Annotated in this window: 14 protein-coding genes and 1 tRNA gene; 9 read left to right on the top strand and 6 right to left on the bottom strand. The window is 59.2% G+C overall.

Features of this window, described 5'->3' with window-relative positions:
* Positions 1 to 13: 13 nt before the first annotated feature.
* The 4 genes from rpsR to rnr form a co-directional block, all read right to left on the bottom strand.
* Positions 14 to 238: a 30S ribosomal protein S18 gene (gene rpsR, locus VMH34_03955; GenBank protein HTT07924.1), complete on the bottom strand. Its 225-nt coding sequence runs from the start codon at positions 236 to 238 to the stop codon at positions 14 to 16.
* A 24-nt stretch (positions 239 to 262) separates the two neighbouring features.
* Positions 263 to 679 (bottom strand): 30S ribosomal protein S6, encoded by a 417-nt coding sequence (gene rpsF / locus VMH34_03950; protein HTT07923.1) that lies wholly within the window; start codon positions 677 to 679, stop codon positions 263 to 265.
* A gap of 119 nt (positions 680 to 798) precedes the next feature.
* On the bottom strand, positions 799 to 1,554 hold the full coding sequence (gene rlmB, locus VMH34_03945) for a 23S rRNA (guanosine(2251)-2'-O)-methyltransferase RlmB (GenBank protein ID HTT07922.1): 756 nt from the start codon (positions 1,552 to 1,554) through the stop codon (positions 799 to 801).
* Positions 1,551 to 3,875, bottom strand: a complete 2,325-nt coding sequence (gene rnr, locus VMH34_03940) for a ribonuclease R (GenBank protein HTT07921.1) — start codon at positions 3,873 to 3,875, stop codon at positions 1,551 to 1,553. Before rnr ends, rlmB begins: the two co-directional genes overlap by 4 nt.
* 40 nt (positions 3,876 to 3,915) lie before the next feature.
* Between rnr and VMH34_03935 the strand changes: the two genes are divergently transcribed.
* Positions 3,916 to 4,000, top strand: a tRNA-Leu gene (locus VMH34_03935).
* A gap of 48 nt (positions 4,001 to 4,048) precedes the next feature.
* Here VMH34_03935 and VMH34_03930 read toward each other — a convergent pair.
* Together VMH34_03930 and VMH34_03925 are read right to left on the bottom strand one after the other, a co-directional pair.
* A complete protein-coding gene (locus VMH34_03930; protein ID HTT07920.1) occupies positions 4,049 to 5,890 on the bottom strand; it encodes an EAL domain-containing protein in 1,842 nt (613 codons plus the stop codon).
* Between the two features lie 19 nt (positions 5,891 to 5,909).
* Positions 5,910 to 6,764: a GGDEF domain-containing protein gene (locus VMH34_03925; protein HTT07919.1), complete on the bottom strand. Its 855-nt coding sequence runs from the start codon at positions 6,762 to 6,764 to the stop codon at positions 5,910 to 5,912.
* A 308-nt stretch (positions 6,765 to 7,072) separates the two neighbouring features.
* Between VMH34_03925 and VMH34_03920 the strand changes: the two genes are divergently transcribed.
* The 8 genes from VMH34_03920 (at position 7,073) to VMH34_03885 (ending at position 18,068) form a co-directional block, all read left to right on the top strand.
* Entirely contained in the window at positions 7,073 to 7,885 is an 813-nt protein-coding gene (locus VMH34_03920; GenBank protein ID HTT07918.1) for a response regulator, read from the top strand.
* A 75-nt stretch (positions 7,886 to 7,960) separates the two neighbouring features.
* On the top strand, positions 7,961 to 8,455 hold the full coding sequence (locus VMH34_03915; protein ID HTT07917.1) for a chemotaxis protein CheW: 495 nt from the start codon (positions 7,961 to 7,963) through the stop codon (positions 8,453 to 8,455).
* A gap of 32 nt (positions 8,456 to 8,487) precedes the next feature.
* Positions 8,488 to 9,777: a methyl-accepting chemotaxis protein gene (locus tag VMH34_03910; protein ID HTT07916.1), complete on the top strand. Its 1,290-nt coding sequence runs from the start codon at positions 8,488 to 8,490 to the stop codon at positions 9,775 to 9,777.
* Between the two features lie 74 nt (positions 9,778 to 9,851).
* The gene (locus tag VMH34_03905) at positions 9,852 to 13,217 is read left to right on the top strand and encodes a response regulator (GenBank protein ID HTT07915.1); all 3,366 of its coding nucleotides are present in this window, start codon (positions 9,852 to 9,854) and stop codon (positions 13,215 to 13,217) included.
* Positions 13,214 to 13,672, top strand: coding sequence for a hypothetical protein (locus tag VMH34_03900; protein ID HTT07914.1), 459 nt, complete (start codon positions 13,214 to 13,216; stop codon positions 13,670 to 13,672). The genes VMH34_03905 and VMH34_03900 overlap by 4 nt, the downstream gene beginning before the upstream one ends.
* A 4-nt stretch (positions 13,673 to 13,676) precedes the next feature.
* A complete protein-coding gene (locus tag VMH34_03895) occupies positions 13,677 to 14,153 on the top strand; it encodes a chemotaxis protein CheW (GenBank protein HTT07913.1) in 477 nt (158 codons plus the stop codon).
* A 7-nt stretch (positions 14,154 to 14,160) separates the two neighbouring features.
* On the top strand, positions 14,161 to 15,411 hold the full coding sequence (locus VMH34_03890; protein ID HTT07912.1) for a protein kinase: 1,251 nt from the start codon (positions 14,161 to 14,163) through the stop codon (positions 15,409 to 15,411).
* Positions 15,412 to 15,419: 8 nt separating this feature from the next.
* Positions 15,420 to 18,068: a PAS domain S-box protein gene (locus VMH34_03885; GenBank protein ID HTT07911.1), complete on the top strand. Its 2,649-nt coding sequence runs from the start codon at positions 15,420 to 15,422 to the stop codon at positions 18,066 to 18,068.
* Positions 18,069 to 18,087 lie beyond the last annotated feature (19 nt).

The raw sequence follows: 18,087 nt of genomic DNA, 5'->3' as shown, positions 1-18,087 counted from the left end.
GGCAGGTGTGATGCTAATGTGATTCGCAGTACGGCAACAACGCCAGGAACCGCGCGCGCTTGACCGCCGTCGCCAGTTGGCGCTGGTAACGGGCCTTGGTACCCGACAGGCGCGCCGGAATGATCTTGCCGTTCTCACCGATGTACTGCTTGAGGGTATTGATATCTTTGTAATCAATCTCCTTCACCCCCTCGGCGGTGAATTTGCAGAATCGCTTGCGACGGAAAAAACGTGCCATGGGTTTTGCGCTCCGTTTGAAAGTCTATTCGTCTTCCGCCGGCCCTTCATCGCCGGCCTCTTCCTCATCCTCGGCCGTCGTCTCGGACTGGCGCCGGGCAGTAAAACCGCCCTCTTCTTCTTCCTTCGGCTTGACCAGCGGAGAGGGGTCGGTGACGGCCTCGTCACGGCCAATGATGAGATTACGGATCACGGCATCGTTGAAGCGGAAGGCATTGGCCAGCTCGGTGAGCGCCTGCTGCGTGCACTCGATGTTCATCAGCACGTAATGGGCCTTGTGCACCTTGGCGATGGGATAGGCCAGCAGCCGCCGGCCCCAGTCTTCCAGGCGGTGAACGGCGCCGCCGCCGCCGGTGACGATATTGCGGTAACGTTCGAGCATGGCGGGCACCTGCTCGCTCTGATCCGGATGGACCAGGATCACGATCTCATAATGGCGCATTGTCTATCCTCTCGGTTTGGCAGCCTCCCGCTTGCGCGGCGGTGAGGCAAGGAACGAAAACCATCTTGCAAAAAGGGCGCGTAGTGTAAGCCAGCGGGGGGGATGGCGCAACGGCTTATTCAGGCGAACTGCGGTTTTCCGGAGACTCCCCGCTGGCGCAACGCCTCGTAGAGGCAAATCCCGGCAGAGACGGCGACGTTCAGGCTCTCCACGCTGCCGCGCATGGGGAGGTGCGCCAGGTGATCGCACGATTCACGGGTCAGACGGCGCATGCCCTCGCCCTCCCCGCCCAAAACCAGCGCCAGCGGGCCGGTCAGGTCCATTTCATAGATCGACTTGGCGGCCGCCGCGTCCGCGCCCACCAGCCAGATTCCCGCTTCTTTCATCTCGCTCAAGGTGCGGGCCAGATTGTTAACCTCAATGAGCGGCACCGACTCGGCGGCGCCGCTGGCGACCTTCACCGCCGCCGGCGTCAAACCGACGCCGCGGTGCACGGGCCGGATCACTGCACGCGCGCCGGCAGCGTCCGCCACCCGCAGGCAGGCGCCGAGATTGTGCGGGTCTTCCACGCCGTCCAGCACCAGAAACAGGGCGTTGCGCTCATCCTTCTCATACAGCGTGCGCCAGTCCTTCAGCGCGGGCGCGGCCGCCTTGCGGCACAGGGCCACAACGCCCTGATGGCACGCGCCGCCGGTCAGTTCATCGAGCGCGGCTCGCGGCACTTGCTCCACGGCCACATGTTGTTCCTCCGCCCGTGCCACCAGATCTTTCAAACCCTTGTGCAATTCGCCGCGCTGGACGCGCATGACGTGCACGTCATGCGCCGATTTACGCAACAGCATGCGCACGGCGTGCAATCCATAAACCTGTCTCATCGCTTTTTCCCGCGCGGGCCGCGGTGCGGTTTGCGACTGGTCTTGTGGCTGGCGCGATGATTTTTCCGGTGTTTGTGCGGGCGCGATGGTTTTCGCGCACCGGGTTCGGACCTGTCGGCGTGCGCCGGCGCCGGGCCTGTGTCCACCGCCTCGAAATCGATCTTGCGATCGTCCATATCCACCCGCACCACGCGCACGGTGAGCGCATCGCCGAGCCGGTACTGGCGTCCCGTGCGCTCACCCCGCAGGCGGTGATGGAGCGTATCGCAATGGTAGTAATCATTCGGCAGCGCCGTGATGTGCACCAGGCCCTCGACGTAAATATCGCGCAGGGTGACGAACAGGCCGAAGCCGGTGACACCAGAGATGATGCCGGTATACGTCTCGCCGACCTTGTCGCGCATGTAATCGCACTTGAGCCAGGCCACGGCGTCGCGCGTGGCCTCGTCGGCGCGTCGCTCGGTCGTCGAGCACTCTTCGCCCAATGTCCGCATCGCCGCATTGTCATAACGATAGTGCGCGGCCTTGCCGCCCTTGAGGCAGTGGTGAATCGCACGATGCACCAGCAGATCGGGGTAGCGGCGTATCGGCGAAGTGAAATGCGCATAGGCCGGCAGCGCCAGGCCGAAGTGGCCGATGTTCTCCGGGCTGTAGACGGCGAGTTTGAGGCTGCGCAGCAGGACGGTCTGAATTAGCTCGGCATCCGGGCGATCGCGCACCGTGGCCAGCAGTTCGGCATAGTCGTGTGCGGCGGGCGGTTCGCGCCGACGCAGGGCGAGACCCATGCCCGAAAGAAATTCCCTGAGATCCTCCAGCTTCTCCGCCAGCGGCGGCGCGTGCACGCGGTACAGCGCCGGCATCGTGCGCTCCAGCAGATATTCCGCCGCCGCCACGTTGGCGGCAATCATGCATTCCTCGATCAACGTGTGCGCCTCGTTGCGTGCCACCGGCACAATGCGATCGATCTTGCGCTCGGCGTTGAAAAGAATCCTCGTCTCCGTGGTCTCGAAATCGATCGCGCCGCGCCGGGTTCGCTGCTGCCGCAGGTTGCGGTAGAGCGCGTGCAGATTCTCCAGATGCGGCACCAGCGCGGCGTGGCGACGGCGCAGCGCCGGGTCCTGAGCCAGCAGCACGGCCGCAACCTCGGTGTAGGTAAACCGCGCGTGCGAATGCATCACGGCGGCGTGGAATTGATAACTGCGGCGCACGCCGCGCGCGTCGAAATGCAGCTCGCATACCAGGCACAGCCGATCGACCTTGGGATTAAGCGAGCACAGGCCGTTGGACAGCGCCTCGGGCAGCATGGGGATGACGTGATCCGGAAAATACACCGAGGTGCCGCGCCGCCGCGCCTCATCATCCAGCGCGTTACCGGGCCGCACGTAGTGCGCAACGTCGGCAATCGCCACCAACAACCGGAATCCCTGCCCCTGCCGCTCGCAATAGACCGCGTCGTCAAAATCGCGCGCGTCCTCGCCATCAATGGTGACGAGCGGCAGGCCGCGTAAATCCAGTCGTCCCCTGCGATCGTCGGCGCGCACTCCGGTCGGCAGCGCGCCGGCTTCCTCAACGACGGCTTCCGGCCACACATGCGGCAGGCCGTGGCTGCGCACGGCGATGTCGATCTCCATGCCTGGCGCGCCATGTTCGCCCAGCACCTCCGCCACCCGGCCGATCGGTTGATGGTGCAACGTCGGTTGCGCCGTAAGGACGGCAATCACCACCTGGCCGTTGCACGCGCCACCGTCCTGACCAGCCGGGATCAAAATATCCTGGTGGATGCGACGGTTGTCGGGCACCACATAACCGACGCCGCCGTGCGGGCTGTGATAACGCCCGACCACGTTTTGATTGGCGCGTTCCAACACCTCGACCAGCGCCGCCTCGCTGCGGCCGCGGCGATCCCGGCCGGTGATGCGCACCAATGCGCGATCACCATGCAGAAGACTCTTCATCTGCGGCGCCGCCAGAAAGAGATCCTCTCCGCCCGCCTCCGGTATCAGGAAACCGTAGCCATCGGGATGGGCGGTGACACGGCCCTTGATCAAATCCATTTTGCTCACCAATCCATAACCGCCGCGACGGTTGCGCATGACCTGTCCGGCGCGCTCCATCGCGTTCAGTCGCCGTTCCATGGCCTCCAGACCATCCGTGTCGGTCACGTTCAGCGCGCGCGCAATCTGCTCCGCGCTGCGCGGCACGCCGGCTTCGCGCAGGAGTTCGAGGATGAACTCACGGCTGGGAATGGGCTTGTCGTAGCGTGCCGCCTCGCGGGCGGCATGCGGATCGGCGGGATGGCGTGGCGGCTTGGAACGGTGCATTGACATTAAAAAGCCGGGTCGCTAAATTGCCCGCCTCCGCGCCGAGGTGGCGGAATTGGTAGACGCACTAGTTTCAGGTACTAGCGGGGCGACCCGTGGAGGTTCGAGTCCTCTCCTCGGCACCACAAAGTTACAAACTTTCACATATCTGTAAAGATCCACGCGCGTGTACGTCACATCGAGATGACGTCGTTGGCGAAGGCCAGTCGATCCAGCGGTGGTTGAATGAAATCCCCCTGCCCATAATCAAAATTCATCTGTATGGCGGTATTCAGCTCCTGGGCGTTGCTGATGTTTTCGATGACCGTGAGTACGCCGGCCTCGCGCGCGTGGGCGCTGATCTTGGCGATGTTCTCCGTGTTCTTTTCGTCCATGATGAATTTGACGAATTCAAACCCACCCTGCTTGACGCAGGTATCGAGCACCGTGGTGTTGACGACGTCGAACAGCGCAAAGCTGATTCCCCAGGTATCGCGCATCTGATTAATGAACCGCATCACGGTTTTCTTGTGCAGCATGAACTCCGGCGGATGAAGCTCGAAGACCAGCGTGGAGGCGATGGCTGGATTGCCGGCCTTTTTAATCAAATCCTGCATCCAGTTGTAGAGTTTGTCGTCGGCGAGTGATTCCTCAAACAGACGGATGAACAGACCGCACTTTCGGTCGTTTTTATTCTTGTCAATCTCCAGAAGCTGGGCCAGGGCGTGGCGCGTGACCCACAAATCCAGCGTGCCCGGACTGCCGCCGGTGATTTCCATATCTTTCAGCGCCTGCGCCTTGAACATCTGGCCGTCCTTGTTGACCAGATTCAGCTGCATCTGGAAATAGCTCGCCTTGAAGGTCCCGGCGGTTTCAGACAGGGCAATATATGGCTGATAGTAGGGCTGGATGCTGTTCAGCTTGATGATCTCCGCCAGATTCACGGAGGGTTTGATCGGGGCCGCAGGCGCGGCGGGCGGCGTCGGCGATGCCTGCCGTGTCTTTGACACGGTTGCCGGCGTGGAAACCGCTTTCGGCGCGGCGGACTGCACCCCGGGCGCTTTGCGTGCCGGTGGAGCCGCCACAGCGGCCGGCGCAGCAGGCAGATCGGCTGCGTACACGCGGAATGCGCCGTCTTTCTCTTGCGCGGCGGACTGACAGGCCCGATCCACCTCCACTAGCAGGGTATCGACGTCCTGTGTCTGATCCACCGCCTTGATGCCGATGCTGACCGAAGATTTTATCGTGGATTTCTCATCCACCCGCAAAGGCTGCTTGAATTGCTCGCAGATGCCCTGCGCAATTTTCGTCCCCGCCTGATCGTCCTCGGCATCGTGGATGAGACAGGCGATCAAGGCGTCGCCCATGCGCACGATATTGAAGGCCAGTTTGTTGTTGGTGAGCAATTCGGCGATGACGTCCGTGACCTCGGCGATGTAGCCGTCGGTGAACAACAATCCATGTTTCTCGTAAATCTCCTTGTACTGGTTGATCTGGATCTGCAATAAAAAGGCATGCCTGTCCTTGGCCTGGTGCTCGATGACATCTTTTATCTTTTTGTAGAAATGAACCCTGTTGAATATTTTGCTCTGCAGATTCATTGTGTTCGACAATTGAGTCTGTTTTTCCCGCTTGTCGAGCGCGGTATTGACCGCCTGTGCCAGCCGTTCGAGGGACAACTTGGACTTGTTGATGTAGTCCTGGGCGCCGAAGCGCATGGCGTCCACCGCCAGTTCTTCATTGCCATGCGCGGTCAGCATGATGGTGGCGGGGAATTGGCCGCTCTTTTTATACTTGCGCAGCCAGTCGAGTCCGTTCTGGCCGTTGCCCAAATCGTAATCCATGACCAAAAGACCGTATTTGCCCCAGGCGAAATCAGGCGGCGGCTCGCCATGCTCCAGCGAGTTGTAGAAATCGATCTGGGTTTTCGGGAAAAGTTTGATGAAAAACGCCTTGAGCAACAGATGAAAGGTTTCATCATCATCGATGACAAGCACTGACCCCGGGCCGGTCGCGGCGGCCGTATTTGTGTCCATTGCCACCGGGGCGGATGAATCACTCGCCATAGATGGCCACCTGATTTCTACCCTTGTCCCTGGCCTTGAACAACGCCACGTCGGCATTCTCCATGATCTGATTCATGTGCTTCATGTCTTGAGTAAATACCGCGATGCCTATGCTGATGGTGCAGGCGATCATGACCCGGTTGATTTTATGATCGTCATCAAGATAGAAGGTCTTTTCCTCAACCCGCTTCCTCAGCTTCTCCGCGGCAACCTTGGCCCCGGCAATGCCGGTATGCGGCAGGAGGATGGCCACTTCCTCTCCGCTGTAGCGGGCCACGATGTCCGTTTGCCACACCGACTCTTTGACCAGTTCGCCAAGCCTGGAAAGTAATTTACCGCCATAGACGCGGCCGTAGGAATAGTTGACGCGTTCCAGGTAATCCACGGCGAGCAGCAGGACGGAGAAAATCAATCGGTGCCTGTGCGCCAGATTGTATTCCTCCCGCAGGCGGAGCTTGAAGTAGTATCGATTGTAAATCCCCATTTCATTATCAATGATTCTCTGCGACTCGGCCAACTCAACCCGGAGCAACGCCCCCACGGTGCGCTGAATGATTCCGCAGGTCAGCAGCACGAAGCCCGCCATCAATGCCAGGGGAATGGAGACCGTCACAATCAATTCGAGATCAGCCACGCTGGTGCCAAACAGCGCAAAAACGAAATACAGCAAGGCGAAGCCGGCGATTAATATCTCGAGCAGAATCAGCTTGTTTCTGATCCGGCCCGTGGGCAGCCCTTGGGCGAGCCTCCGAACCACGACGAGGCAATATCCATGCATGACCGAGCCCAGCAACAATACCAGGATACAGGCGGTCTTGAGGATGGACAGGTATGAAGCGGCCATGTGAACTTGCGTCATCAAATCACGTCAAGAATGCAGAAGGGGTAGAATAGCACGTTCCACCCGTTGCAAGACCCCTGGAGCGCTGTTAATTACATGATTCATATTGCATTCTGAGAATTGAGCAGTTTGTTTTATATCTGGCGTTGCGGCGCAGTAACCGCGCCTGAAGCGCTTGTGGCTTGTGGGTCCTGCAGCAAATTCCATCAAGTAAGGTGATCTCAAATTTTGTCCTGCAACCGTCTGATTTTGTGCTAGTATTCAATGATATTACAAGAAAACTGCAGACTTTACCTTCATTCAAACATTTTATGGCGCAGGATACTTTTACCATCGCTTCCATTGGATTCGATGATCAGGAACAAAATGTTCTCCTGTCACTGGTGACGCTGGCCAAAAACCGGCTACCCAGATTTATCCTCTTCGATACCAGCCCGGACAAAAACAAGAAGCCGCCGAATGTGCTGATCGTCAATGCCGACAAACCGGAAGCCGTACAACGCTGGCACACCTATATTAAATTGAATGAAAACAAAAACATCATCTCCAGCGTGATGGTGTGCAACGAGCCCCCGCCCGCCAATCCCGCCGAGAAAACCCGTTATATCAAAAAACCGCTGGCCGCCACACGACTGCTGACGGTGTTGGAGGAACTGGTGATCGCCGAACATGGCTATGTCGCGCCTTCCGCCATTGCCGGAGAGATCACCACGGCAGGAGGCGCGGCAGTCGTGCCCGCCGCGGAGGGCGCCAGCCACATTGCCGCCCTAGTGGTGGACGACAGCCTGCCTGTTCGCATACAGATGAAAAAGGCCCTCCACAACATCGCCGGACGGGTGGACTTCGCCGAAACCGGCGAGGAGGCGGAAAAGCTGATCCGCGACAATACCTACGACATCGTGTTTCTGGATGTGATCCTGCCCGGCGTCGACGGCTACGACATCTGCAAAATGATTAAAAAGGACCCGCAAAAAAGCAAAACCCCGGTCATCATGCTGACGAGCAATTCCTCTCCCGCGGACCGCATCAAGGGAAAAATGGCCGGCTGCGATACCTATCTCATCAAACCGGTGAATCAGGACATCTTCAAGGAAGTCATCCATGAATACCTTGAACTGGATTAAGGTTCAAAACCGGAATCGATGGCGGGCGTTGACCGGCAGAGCCAATCCGCAACGTTTGAAGAGAGCACGCAGAAAATGATGCCGCCCACCGCCGCACTGAGCCGATTCACGCTGGACCGGCGCAGGCTGGTCGAGCGTGAGATCAAAAGTGAAACAATCCGCTATGGTTTCGCGGTCGCCACGCTGTCCTTCCTGCTCAAGTCGGGAGAAAAAGTTGAAGTCATCGATGCCATCCCGGCCTGCCCCATTCCCAATACCCCACAGTGGTTTGCGGGAATGATCAATGTGCGAGGCAATCTGCTGCCGGTGTTCGATCTCAAATTACTGCTTGATTTGGAACTCACGACACCGTCCAGATGGATCATGATTTTCGGTCAGGGCAGTGCCGCCGCCGGGATCCATATTGACACTCTCCCCACGGCCGTACACACCGGGGAGCCGATCACGCCCCCCCCCGCCGTGCCGGAATTGTTGCGCGCGTGCACAACCCACTCCTACCGGGAAGGCGAGACGCATTGGATCGAAGTGTCGTTCGAAGCTTTTTTCGCGCAATTGCGCACAAAATTCTGAGCGGATTGGGGATCAGACAGGCAGGGGGAAGCATGAAGGCATTTTCGACGAACAACAAATCCTTGCGACTGACGAGCGCACTGTTCATCCTGCAACTGGCCATCCTTGGCAGCATGACATTGCTGTTTTACGCTCACTGGACCTCAACGGGGACACTGGCAACTCCCGCGTCAGATTCGACCGCGCCGTGGGCTGCGCCGGTGGCCCTGTTCATCGCCCTGACCTCCTTCCTGCTGTCGCTACCCTTGTTGCGATTACTTCACAAATCCATGCTGGAACACGCACAGGCCGAGCAACGTTCCAAACAGGAAAACACCGCCCTGAGCAATGCGGTCGTCAATCTGCTCCACGGCGTGGCGAAATTGAGCCAGAAGGACCTCACCGTGCGCATGGACATCACCGAAGACGCCACGGCGCCCATAGCCGATTCCCTGAATCTGCTCGCCGAGGAGATTTCCAGGGTGTTGCTGGAGGTGAGTCAGGTTTCCAACGATATTTCCCATTTTTGCAATCTGGTCAAGACCCATTCGGACATCGTGATCGGCCTCGCCAACCAGGAACGGGACGAGGTGGATCGCGCCAACGCCGAATTGACCGAGGCGGCCGATGTCATGGGCAAGATTGCCGATCTGGCCAAAAGCTGCGGCACCGCCGCCGATGCTGCCAAGGATACGACCGTCAAGGCCAAGGAAACCGTGGTCAGCACCGTGGAGGGCATCAACAGCATCCGTGAAATCATCCGTGAGACCGAGAAACGCATCAAACGACTGGGCGAACGTTCGCAGGAGATCACAAGCGTCGTCAGCCTCATCAACAGCATCGCCGAGCGCACCCATATCCTGGCACTGAACGCCAGCATCCATGCCGCCTCGACCGGCGAGGCGGGACGCGGCTTCGTGGTGATCGCCGATGAAGTTCAGCGTCTGGCTGAAAACGCGAGAGAGGCAACGGGCCAGATCTCCTCGCTGGTCAACAACATTCAGACGGAAACCTCCGAGACAGTCACCATCATGAACAACGTCATCAGCGAGGTCGTATCCGGCACCCGACTGGCCGAGCAGGCGGGCGTGCGGATGGAGGAGACCCTGCGCCGCACCTATGAACTGGTCAACATGGTGCAGCAAATCGCGGCGCAATCCGACGAGCAGGCCAAAACCACGAGCCTCATCACCGATCGCGCCAAGGCCATCAAGGCCAGCACCCAGAAAACGAATGAAGAATTGCAGGAACAGTCCCTGTACGCCGACAAACTGGTGCAATACACCTCCGATCTGGTCAAGGCGGTGGGGGTGTTCAAATTACCTGATTCGGCTCCGGGCTGATCCGCCGCGACCCGCCGGTACGATGGCCGTTGCCCCGGCTGCCTGAACGTCACCGCACGCGATTGAACACGAAAATGACCGACCTGCCCGAATCACTGATCCTGCAGCTCGACCGGCTGGCGGCAGTGTTCCAGGGCAAAGCCGGCTGGCGCGAGCGCCTGCAATCGTTCTGCACGGGCCTGGAGATGGCGGGCAGCGAAGCGGCCATGGCGGGTTTCGCGGGTCTGCTCGACCTCTGCCTGATCTTCAAAGACTGTCTGGAGGCCAGGCAATCCTCCGGCACCGCGCTGAAGAAAGCGGATTGGGAGGCGATGGCTCGTTGGCCGCAGGTCTTGCGTGATTACCTCGAAGCGCCGACCGTCGGCGGGCGCAAGGAAGCCCTGCTTCAAATCGTCAGCCATCCCGGCTGGGGCGCCTCCCTCAAATCAGACGATGTGGCGATGTTGAAGGGATTGCTGGACGTACAGCCCGCTTCAAGCCGCAACCAACCGAGCACGGAGCTCGATCTCACCGTTCTGGAGCAGACGCAGGAAGACACGCCGGTGGTGGAAGCCGCGCCTGCGCAAGAAAAAGCCCGAATCCATATCCACGACGGTCTGCCGCCGCAAATCCGGGAACTCTACGAGGTCATGGCCTCCGAGATGCTCAACATCCGTGACTCCACGGCAACCGTCATGAACCAGCTGCGCGGCGAGGATGTGGACGCAGGGGCCATAAGCCAGTCCCTGCAGGACCTGGCCGCGTCGCTGCAATTGTACGGCGATGCGGTCGGCAGCGTGGACATGAAGGGCCTGGGCGAAATAGTGGCATTGGCGCGGGCGAACCTTCAGTCCATCGACAGTCACGATGCCGCGCCAGCCGGCGCCTTGATCAATCTGTTGTACGAATGGACGGACGCGGTCCTTGCACATTTGCAGAATCCCGCCGATCCGGTGCAGTTCGACCGGCTCATCCAATGCATTCGCGATCCGCGCTGGCCACAGCCGGCGGATGAGGTCCGGGCGCGCGCCATCACCGCGCTCCATCAGGCCCAGAATCCGGGTGCTGCCGGGGAAGAGAAATCTCAGCAACCACGACTTGCCACGGCGGCGGATGTGTCCATCGCCTTGCAGAGCGATGTGGATCATGATCTTCTGGACGCCATGTTGCAGGAGCTTCCTGCGCAAACCGAAGCCTTGTCCGCCGCGCTGCAACGGCTGAGCAACGGCGGCACGCAGGAGGACATCCTCGCGGCCAAACGCATCGCCCACACGCTCAAGGGCGCGGGCAACACCGTGGGCATACGCGGCATCGCCACCCTGACCCATCATCTGGAGGACATTCTCCTCGCCCTCCACAAGCACGAGACCCTGCCATCCCCGCGCATCGCCGGGATACTGATGAATGCCGCCGACTGTCTGTCCGCGATGAGCGAGTCCCTGCTGGGCCACGGTGATCCGCCGGCGGATGCGCAAGAGACCCTGCAGGCCATTTTCGACATGGTGAGCCTCATCGAACGGGAGGGCATTGCCGCCCTGGCCTCCGTGGAGGCCACGCCCACGCCTGTCACAGGAACCACCACGGTGCCCGCCGCGAACGACAAAGTCCAACTGGAAAAAATCCCGGAGGAGCGCGAGACGGCGCCCGTGCTGCGGGTGCCGTCGGATTTCGTGGATGCCCTGTTGCGGCAGGTCGGCGAATCGAAAATCATGACCGGCCGGATCCACAATTCCATCCAGGAGGCCCTGCACCAGTTGAAGGACATGCAGGACTATTTTGACCAGCTCCGGCAGGTGGGCGGCAAGGTTGAGGAACTGACCGACATCAAGAATTTGAATCAGATCCAGCCCCTCGCCGGCGGCAGCCGCCACGACACGCTGGAGATGGAGCAATACAGCGAACTGTACTCCCACAGCAAGCGGTTGACGGAGATCGCCATGGATGCCATCGAGGTCGGCCAGGCCATCTCCACGAAGCTGGCCAAGCTGCGGGAATTGCTGGCCGTGCAGGCGCGTTTCAACAACGAAACCGAGGAAAATGTCATCCGGGTCAAGATGCTGCCCGCGGACACCCATGTCCAGCGCCTGCAGCGCTGCGTGCGGCAGGCCGCGAAACTCGCCGGCAAACAGGTGGAGTTGCATCTTGAGGGTGGCGACACCCTCATGGACAGCGAAACGCTGAACGCCCTGCTCGACCCCATCATGCACCTGCTGCGCAATGCCGTGGATCACGGCATCGAATCCGCGGATGAACGCGCGGCCCAGGGCAAGCCCCCCGCCGGCCATGTCCATCTGAAATTCTCGCGAGAAGGCAACCATGTGCTGGTGCAGTGCCGGGATGACGGCGGTGGACTGGATCTGGACGCGATCCGTCGCAAGGCAATCGATCAGGGACTGTTGAAGGAAGGCGAAATGATCGATGAGGGGGAACTCAAGCAGTTCATCCTGCGGCCGAATTTCTCCACCAAGGAAAAAGTGACTCAGCTCTCGGGCCGCGGCATCGGGATGGATGCGGTCTATGTGAGCATCATGGACATGTCGGGAACACTCAGCATTGAGAGCGAGAACCACAAGGGATGCACTGTGCATATCCGGCTGCCGCAAACCACCGTATCAATCTTCGGCCTCCAAGTCAGGATGGGCCCACGAATGCTGGTCATCGCCAATCGTGACATCGCCCAGATCGTGCATCATGAAAACGGAAAACTGCGCAATATCGACGAACGCTGGGTGTTCCGCACCGGTAAGCAGGAATACCCGGCCACAGCCGTCGAAAATCTTCTGAACACGAGTTACGAACGACGCGCGGCGGACCGGCATCCGCGCACGGCGATCCTTTTCGACACCGACACGGGCCGCCAGGCCGTGATGGTGGACCGGATCGTGTCCAGCAGCGATTTTGTCGTCAAAGGTCTGGGTGACTACATTCCCAAGATACCCGGTATCGCCGGCATCACCCTGCTCAGCGACGGGACTCTCACCCCGGTCGTGAATGTCGGCGAACTGCTGCGGCGTCCCCTGTCCCACGCTGCCTCCACAATGCGCCACACCCGCTCCGATTTTCATCCCGCGAAACTTCCCACCGCACTGGTGGTGGACGATTCGCTGAGCGCGCGAAGGTCACTCGTCCATTTCATGCAGGACGCCGGTTTCGAAGTGCGCCAGGCCAGGGATGGAATCGAAGCGATGGATCTCATCACGGCCCATGTGCCCGACATCGTTTTGTCCGATTTGGAAATGCCGAGAATGAATGGATTGGAACTGGTGGGACACCTGCGCGCCAGTGTAAGCACCGCGCACCTTCCCTTCATCATGATCACCTCCCGCGCCGTGGCCAAACACCAGCAGGAGGCACTGGCTGCCGGCGCAAATCTATATCTCACCAAGCCCTATTCCGAGGATCAACTCCTGGAGGAAATCCGGCGTCTCCAGGCGCTTCCAGCCACCAGGGAATCCGCATGACCACTGAATATCTCAAGGTGGTCATGGGCAGGACCCGGCTCCTGTTCCCGGCGGCGGAATTGCTGGCCGTGGAGCCCATCGCGCGCGTGATTCCCCCACCCACCGCCGGGAATTCAATGGCCATGATCGCCATACAGGACGCTACCGTGCCGGCGGTGACCCTGGATGAGGATTTACAGCCCGTACCTGCTCATGAAATCCGCCGGCGTCTATGCGCGGTTCTCCGGGAAGATGGCGCGACCCTGGGCGTTACCTGTGATGAAGCGAGTGTAATCGGAGGCAGTGGTTTGCAGTTCCACGTCCTGCCGGCGTGCATGCGAACCGAGGGGTCGATCATCCCCATTGTTGCTGTGCATAACGGCAGTCTCTTCAGCGTTTGCAAAACCGCCGACCTGATCCGGATACTCAACCACCCTCCGCGCGTCCACCCCCAGTCTGCAGCACGTCGAGGCTGAAACGATGAATGCGACCGACTGCCGGGCCTGGCTGTTGCCGATCGCACCAGAGGCATACGTGGCCGTGGGCGAAGGCGAAATCGCCCACATCCTTTCCGGATGGCTGAGTCTCCACCCGGTGCCGCGCAGCCCGCGCTGGTGCCATGACGTATTTCTCTGGCAGAGGCAGGTGGTGCCATTGTTCGATCTCGGCATCCTGGTGCGGCACGAATCCGCTGTCAGCGTTGCCGGCGGGCAGGTCATCATGATCGTGGCCTATGCGGCGGCGACTGGTGATGTGCGTTTTGGCGGGCTCAGGCTCGGGGGATTGCCCTTCAGCCGGAAAGTCACCGACGATCAGATTTGCGACTACCCGTCCAATTACGACGGCTGGGAACATATCGCCATCTCCTGCTTTACCGATCCCAGCCACGGCCCGGTGCCGGTTCTGGATCTGGCGCGCTTATTCGATGGCAGTGTGGCGGTCACCGGCCGGGAATAAAGACGCGATGAAATACCTGATCGTCGACGATTGTGCCCATACGCGCTGGCTGCTGAAAAAGCGGCTGTTGCAGAAGTGGCCCGACGCCGAAATAGAGGAATACGATCCCGCCCTCTCCGGACTGCCCGGTCCTCAATATCCATGGAGCCGGCATGACATCGTGCTCCTGGATTACGATCTCGGTCTGGATGCGGAAACGGGCATTGACCTGCTCGTGAGAATCAAGGACAGCGCCCGCCCGCCCATCGTCATCATGATCACCGGCATGGGCAACGAAAACGTTGCGGTCAAGGCCATCCGCAAGGGCGCGGACGACTATCTGGTGAAAAATGACGTGGCCACCGATCGGCTGTTCGACATGATCAGCGACGCGGTGCGTGCCCGCGAGGCCATCGATCACACGGAAGGCGACATGGAAGATGTCCGCCGCGAACTGGGTGACTGGAATATCCCCGGTTACCGCTGCCTCGCCGTCGTATCCAAAGGCTTCACCACCACCACTCTGCGCGCGGAACGTTTATCCGATCACAAACCGGTCATACTCAAGGTCCTCCAAATTCAGGACAATCCCGGAAACAGGACGGCGATCAAACGCTTCTCACAAGAGATAGAAATTCTCTCCAACCTGCATCATCCGCACGTCATCGAAATACTGGATCACGGCGTCATCCCAAACCAGATTTATTATTACGCGACCGAATACATACACCTGGGCGACCTGGCGCGAAGCATCGAACGCGGCGAAGTGACCACGGCCAAGGCGCTGGATTACATCTTCCAGATTATCGACGGCCTCAAGGCCCTGCACGAGAGGAATATAGTTCACCGGGACATCAAGCCGAGCAACATCCTGTTCAAGGATCGAGAGACATTGGTGATTGCCGATCTGGGCATCGCCAAAAACTTATCAGCCCCGGAAACACTGACCATCATGGGAGATATCCTGGGCACTCCCTATTACATCAGTCCCGAACAGATCAACAACAAACCGGTGGATCAACGCACCGACATTTACAGCCTGGGCGTCATGTTGTACGAATTATTGACAGGCACGGTCCCCTACCCCGGCAATTCGCTGTTTGCCGTGGTTTATCAGCACAACCACGAGCCCGTGCCGAAACTTCCCACGGCGCTGACCTGCTATCAGCCGGTGCTCGAGCGGATGCTGGCCAAATCGCCGGAACAGCGCTATGCGAACCTGGACGAAGTGATGGATGCGCTCGCCGCTGCACAAACGTTAAAAGCGGCATCGCGTTGAATTCGCACATGCATACGAAAGCGGAATACCGCGATCGGAGCCTGGAAGAGGGTATCCCGGCCTCCATGCCGTCGGAAGACAACTCGGTTGAACACTTCACCGAACATCACCCCTTGGTGCGGATCAGCCTGCTGGAAACCCTGTGCCAGTCCGCCGCCCAGGGTCAGATCATATCGATGCTGGGGGCGGTAACCTGCGTCATTGCTTATTACGGCGAGGTCTCCAACCATTTGTTGCTTTCCTGGCTCACGGGCCTTGCAGTCATCTCTGTCGTGCGTATCCATCAGGCCGGGCAATTCCTCAAGTCCGGGATGAAACTTGACCGGATTGCTCGTGACATGCGCCTGTTTAACGCGTGGGTGATGGCCGGCGGCCTGGTCTGGAGCTTCGGTCTGCTCGCCCTTCCGCCCGGCAACTCTCTCACCATGGTCGGCTTCTCGGTCATGATCCTGCTCGCCCTCATTGGCAGCGCGGTGATCACGCTCAGTGCCCAGCCCTCCAGCTTTGCGGTGTTTGCCTTCAGCAGTTCCGGACCGGTCATTTTCTGGTTGCTCGCCACCCGTCCCTATACCCAGCAGATGCTGGCGGTACTGCTGCTGACCTACGTCGGTCTGATGTTCGCCCTGGCCAGCCGCCAGTATGGTTTCTTCCTGCGCAATGTGTTGTTGCGCCTGCATAACGAGAAACTGGTCAAGAAACTGCGGGATGACATGGTTCAGGAACTGCACTTCAGCATGAAGCTGGAGGAGAGCGAACGGCGACTGAGTGATCTGTTCGACAACGCCAATGACCTGATCTTCATCATCTATATCGACGGCACCTTCGCCTACGTGAACCGCAAATGGCTTGAGACTCTGGGCTACACGGAAACCGAACTGAAAAAACTGAATTACAGCAAAGTGCTGCACCCGGATGAGATAAAGGCAAGCCTGGAGAACATGAGCAAACTGCTGGCGGGCACCAATCTCACGCTAGAGTCGGTCCTGATCGCCAAGGATGGCAGGCATGTCTATGTGGACGGCACGGTCAATTGCCTGTTCAACAACGGCAAGCCCTACCAGATCCGCGGTATCTATCGCGACATCACCCAGCGCAAGGAGGCCGAGGCGACGCTGTTCGGCGAACAGAAAAAATTCCAAAGCATCGTCAACAACGCGATGGATATCATCTACACCACCGATGCCCGCGGCTATTTCACTTTCGTCAATTCAGTGGGCAGCCAGATTACCGGATATTCCAAGGAGGAGTTGCTGGGCATGAACGCCCTGGATCTGGTGCATCCAGCCTACCGCCACAAAATCCTGCGTTCATACCTCAAACAAATGCTGAAAGGCGTGGCCACCACCTCCCTGCAATTTCCCATCGTCACCCGCAGCGGCGAGACCCGCTGGATGCAACAGAATACGCAGGTGGTGCTTGAGGGAGGGAAGCCAGGCGGCTGGCAGGCGGTGACTCGTGACATCACCGAGCGTGTGCAGATGGAGGACGCGCTGGTGAAGGCCAAGGAAAAGGCCGAGGAAAGCAAGTCGGCCGAGGAGCGGTTCATCGCGTCGGTAAGCCACGACATCCGCACGCCCATGAACGCCGTGGTGGGATTCATCGACATCCTGTCCAGGACGGCCCTGGATCAATCACAGCGGGAGTATTTGCACAAGCTCGGGCATTCCTCCGATCTCCTGCTCCAGATCGTCAACGATCTGCTGGACATCAAGCGCATACAGGCCGGCAAGATCGAATTCGTCCGCGCCCCATTCTCACTGAAGGCCGTTCTGGATCGGCAGATCAGCATCTTCTCGAACCAGGCCAACTCCAAGGGCATACAATTGATCTGCCGGCTCGATGAATCCGTTCCCTTGACGTTGATGGGCGACGCGGCGCGGCTCAGCCAGATTCTTCAAAACCTGATCAGCAATGCCATCAAATACACGGAGACCGGACACGTGGAGGTCCGGGTCGGGGCTGAGAAGGTGACTCCATCCAGGGCGTTGCTGGATTTTACGGTTCAGGACACCGGTCTCGGCATCCAGGAGGACAAACTGGCGTATATCTTCGATGCCTATCAGCAAGTCGACGCCCGCCGTGATGCCTTGAAGGGCAGCGGATTGGGCCTGGCGATCTTCAAAAAACTGGTGGAATCGCAGGGCGGAAGCGTGGCAGTGAGCAGCACCCTAGGAGTTGGAACCACCTTCAGCTTCAAACTGGAATACGACATCCATCGCGAACCCGTTCAAATCGCCGTGCCGGCGGTGGATGAGCGGCCGCTGGGCGAATTCGAATCGATATCGCTTCTGCTCCTCGATGATGAGCCCATGAATATTTTCGTGATCCTGAAATTCCTCGATGACTTCGACAACATTCATGTCACCACTGCCGACAACGGCAAAAAGGGGCTTGGCGAGTTTCGCCGGAATAACTATGATATTATTTTGACTGACATCAACATGCCGATCATGGACGGCTACGAACTCGCCAAACACATACGCGAGGATTTTGACAAGCCCAAACGCGATGTCATCATCGTGGCGCTGACCGCGGATCTGGCTCCCCAGGAAAAGCTGCGGGAAGCCGGCATTGATGACTATCTGATGAAGCCGTTTACCCGCATGGATTTGTACAGAAAAATCCATGAAACACTCCGCAGGCGGAAGACCTTTTAAGCCGCGCGCTGGCGGCCAT

The sequence above is a fragment of the Gammaproteobacteria bacterium genome (genome assembly GCA_035501935.1).
Taxonomy (GTDB): Bacteria; Pseudomonadota; Gammaproteobacteria; order JAJPIJ01; family JAJPIJ01; genus JAJPIJ01.
The sequence above is the reverse complement of the archived record's forward strand: the minus strand, read 5'-3'. Positions and strand labels throughout refer to the sequence as shown.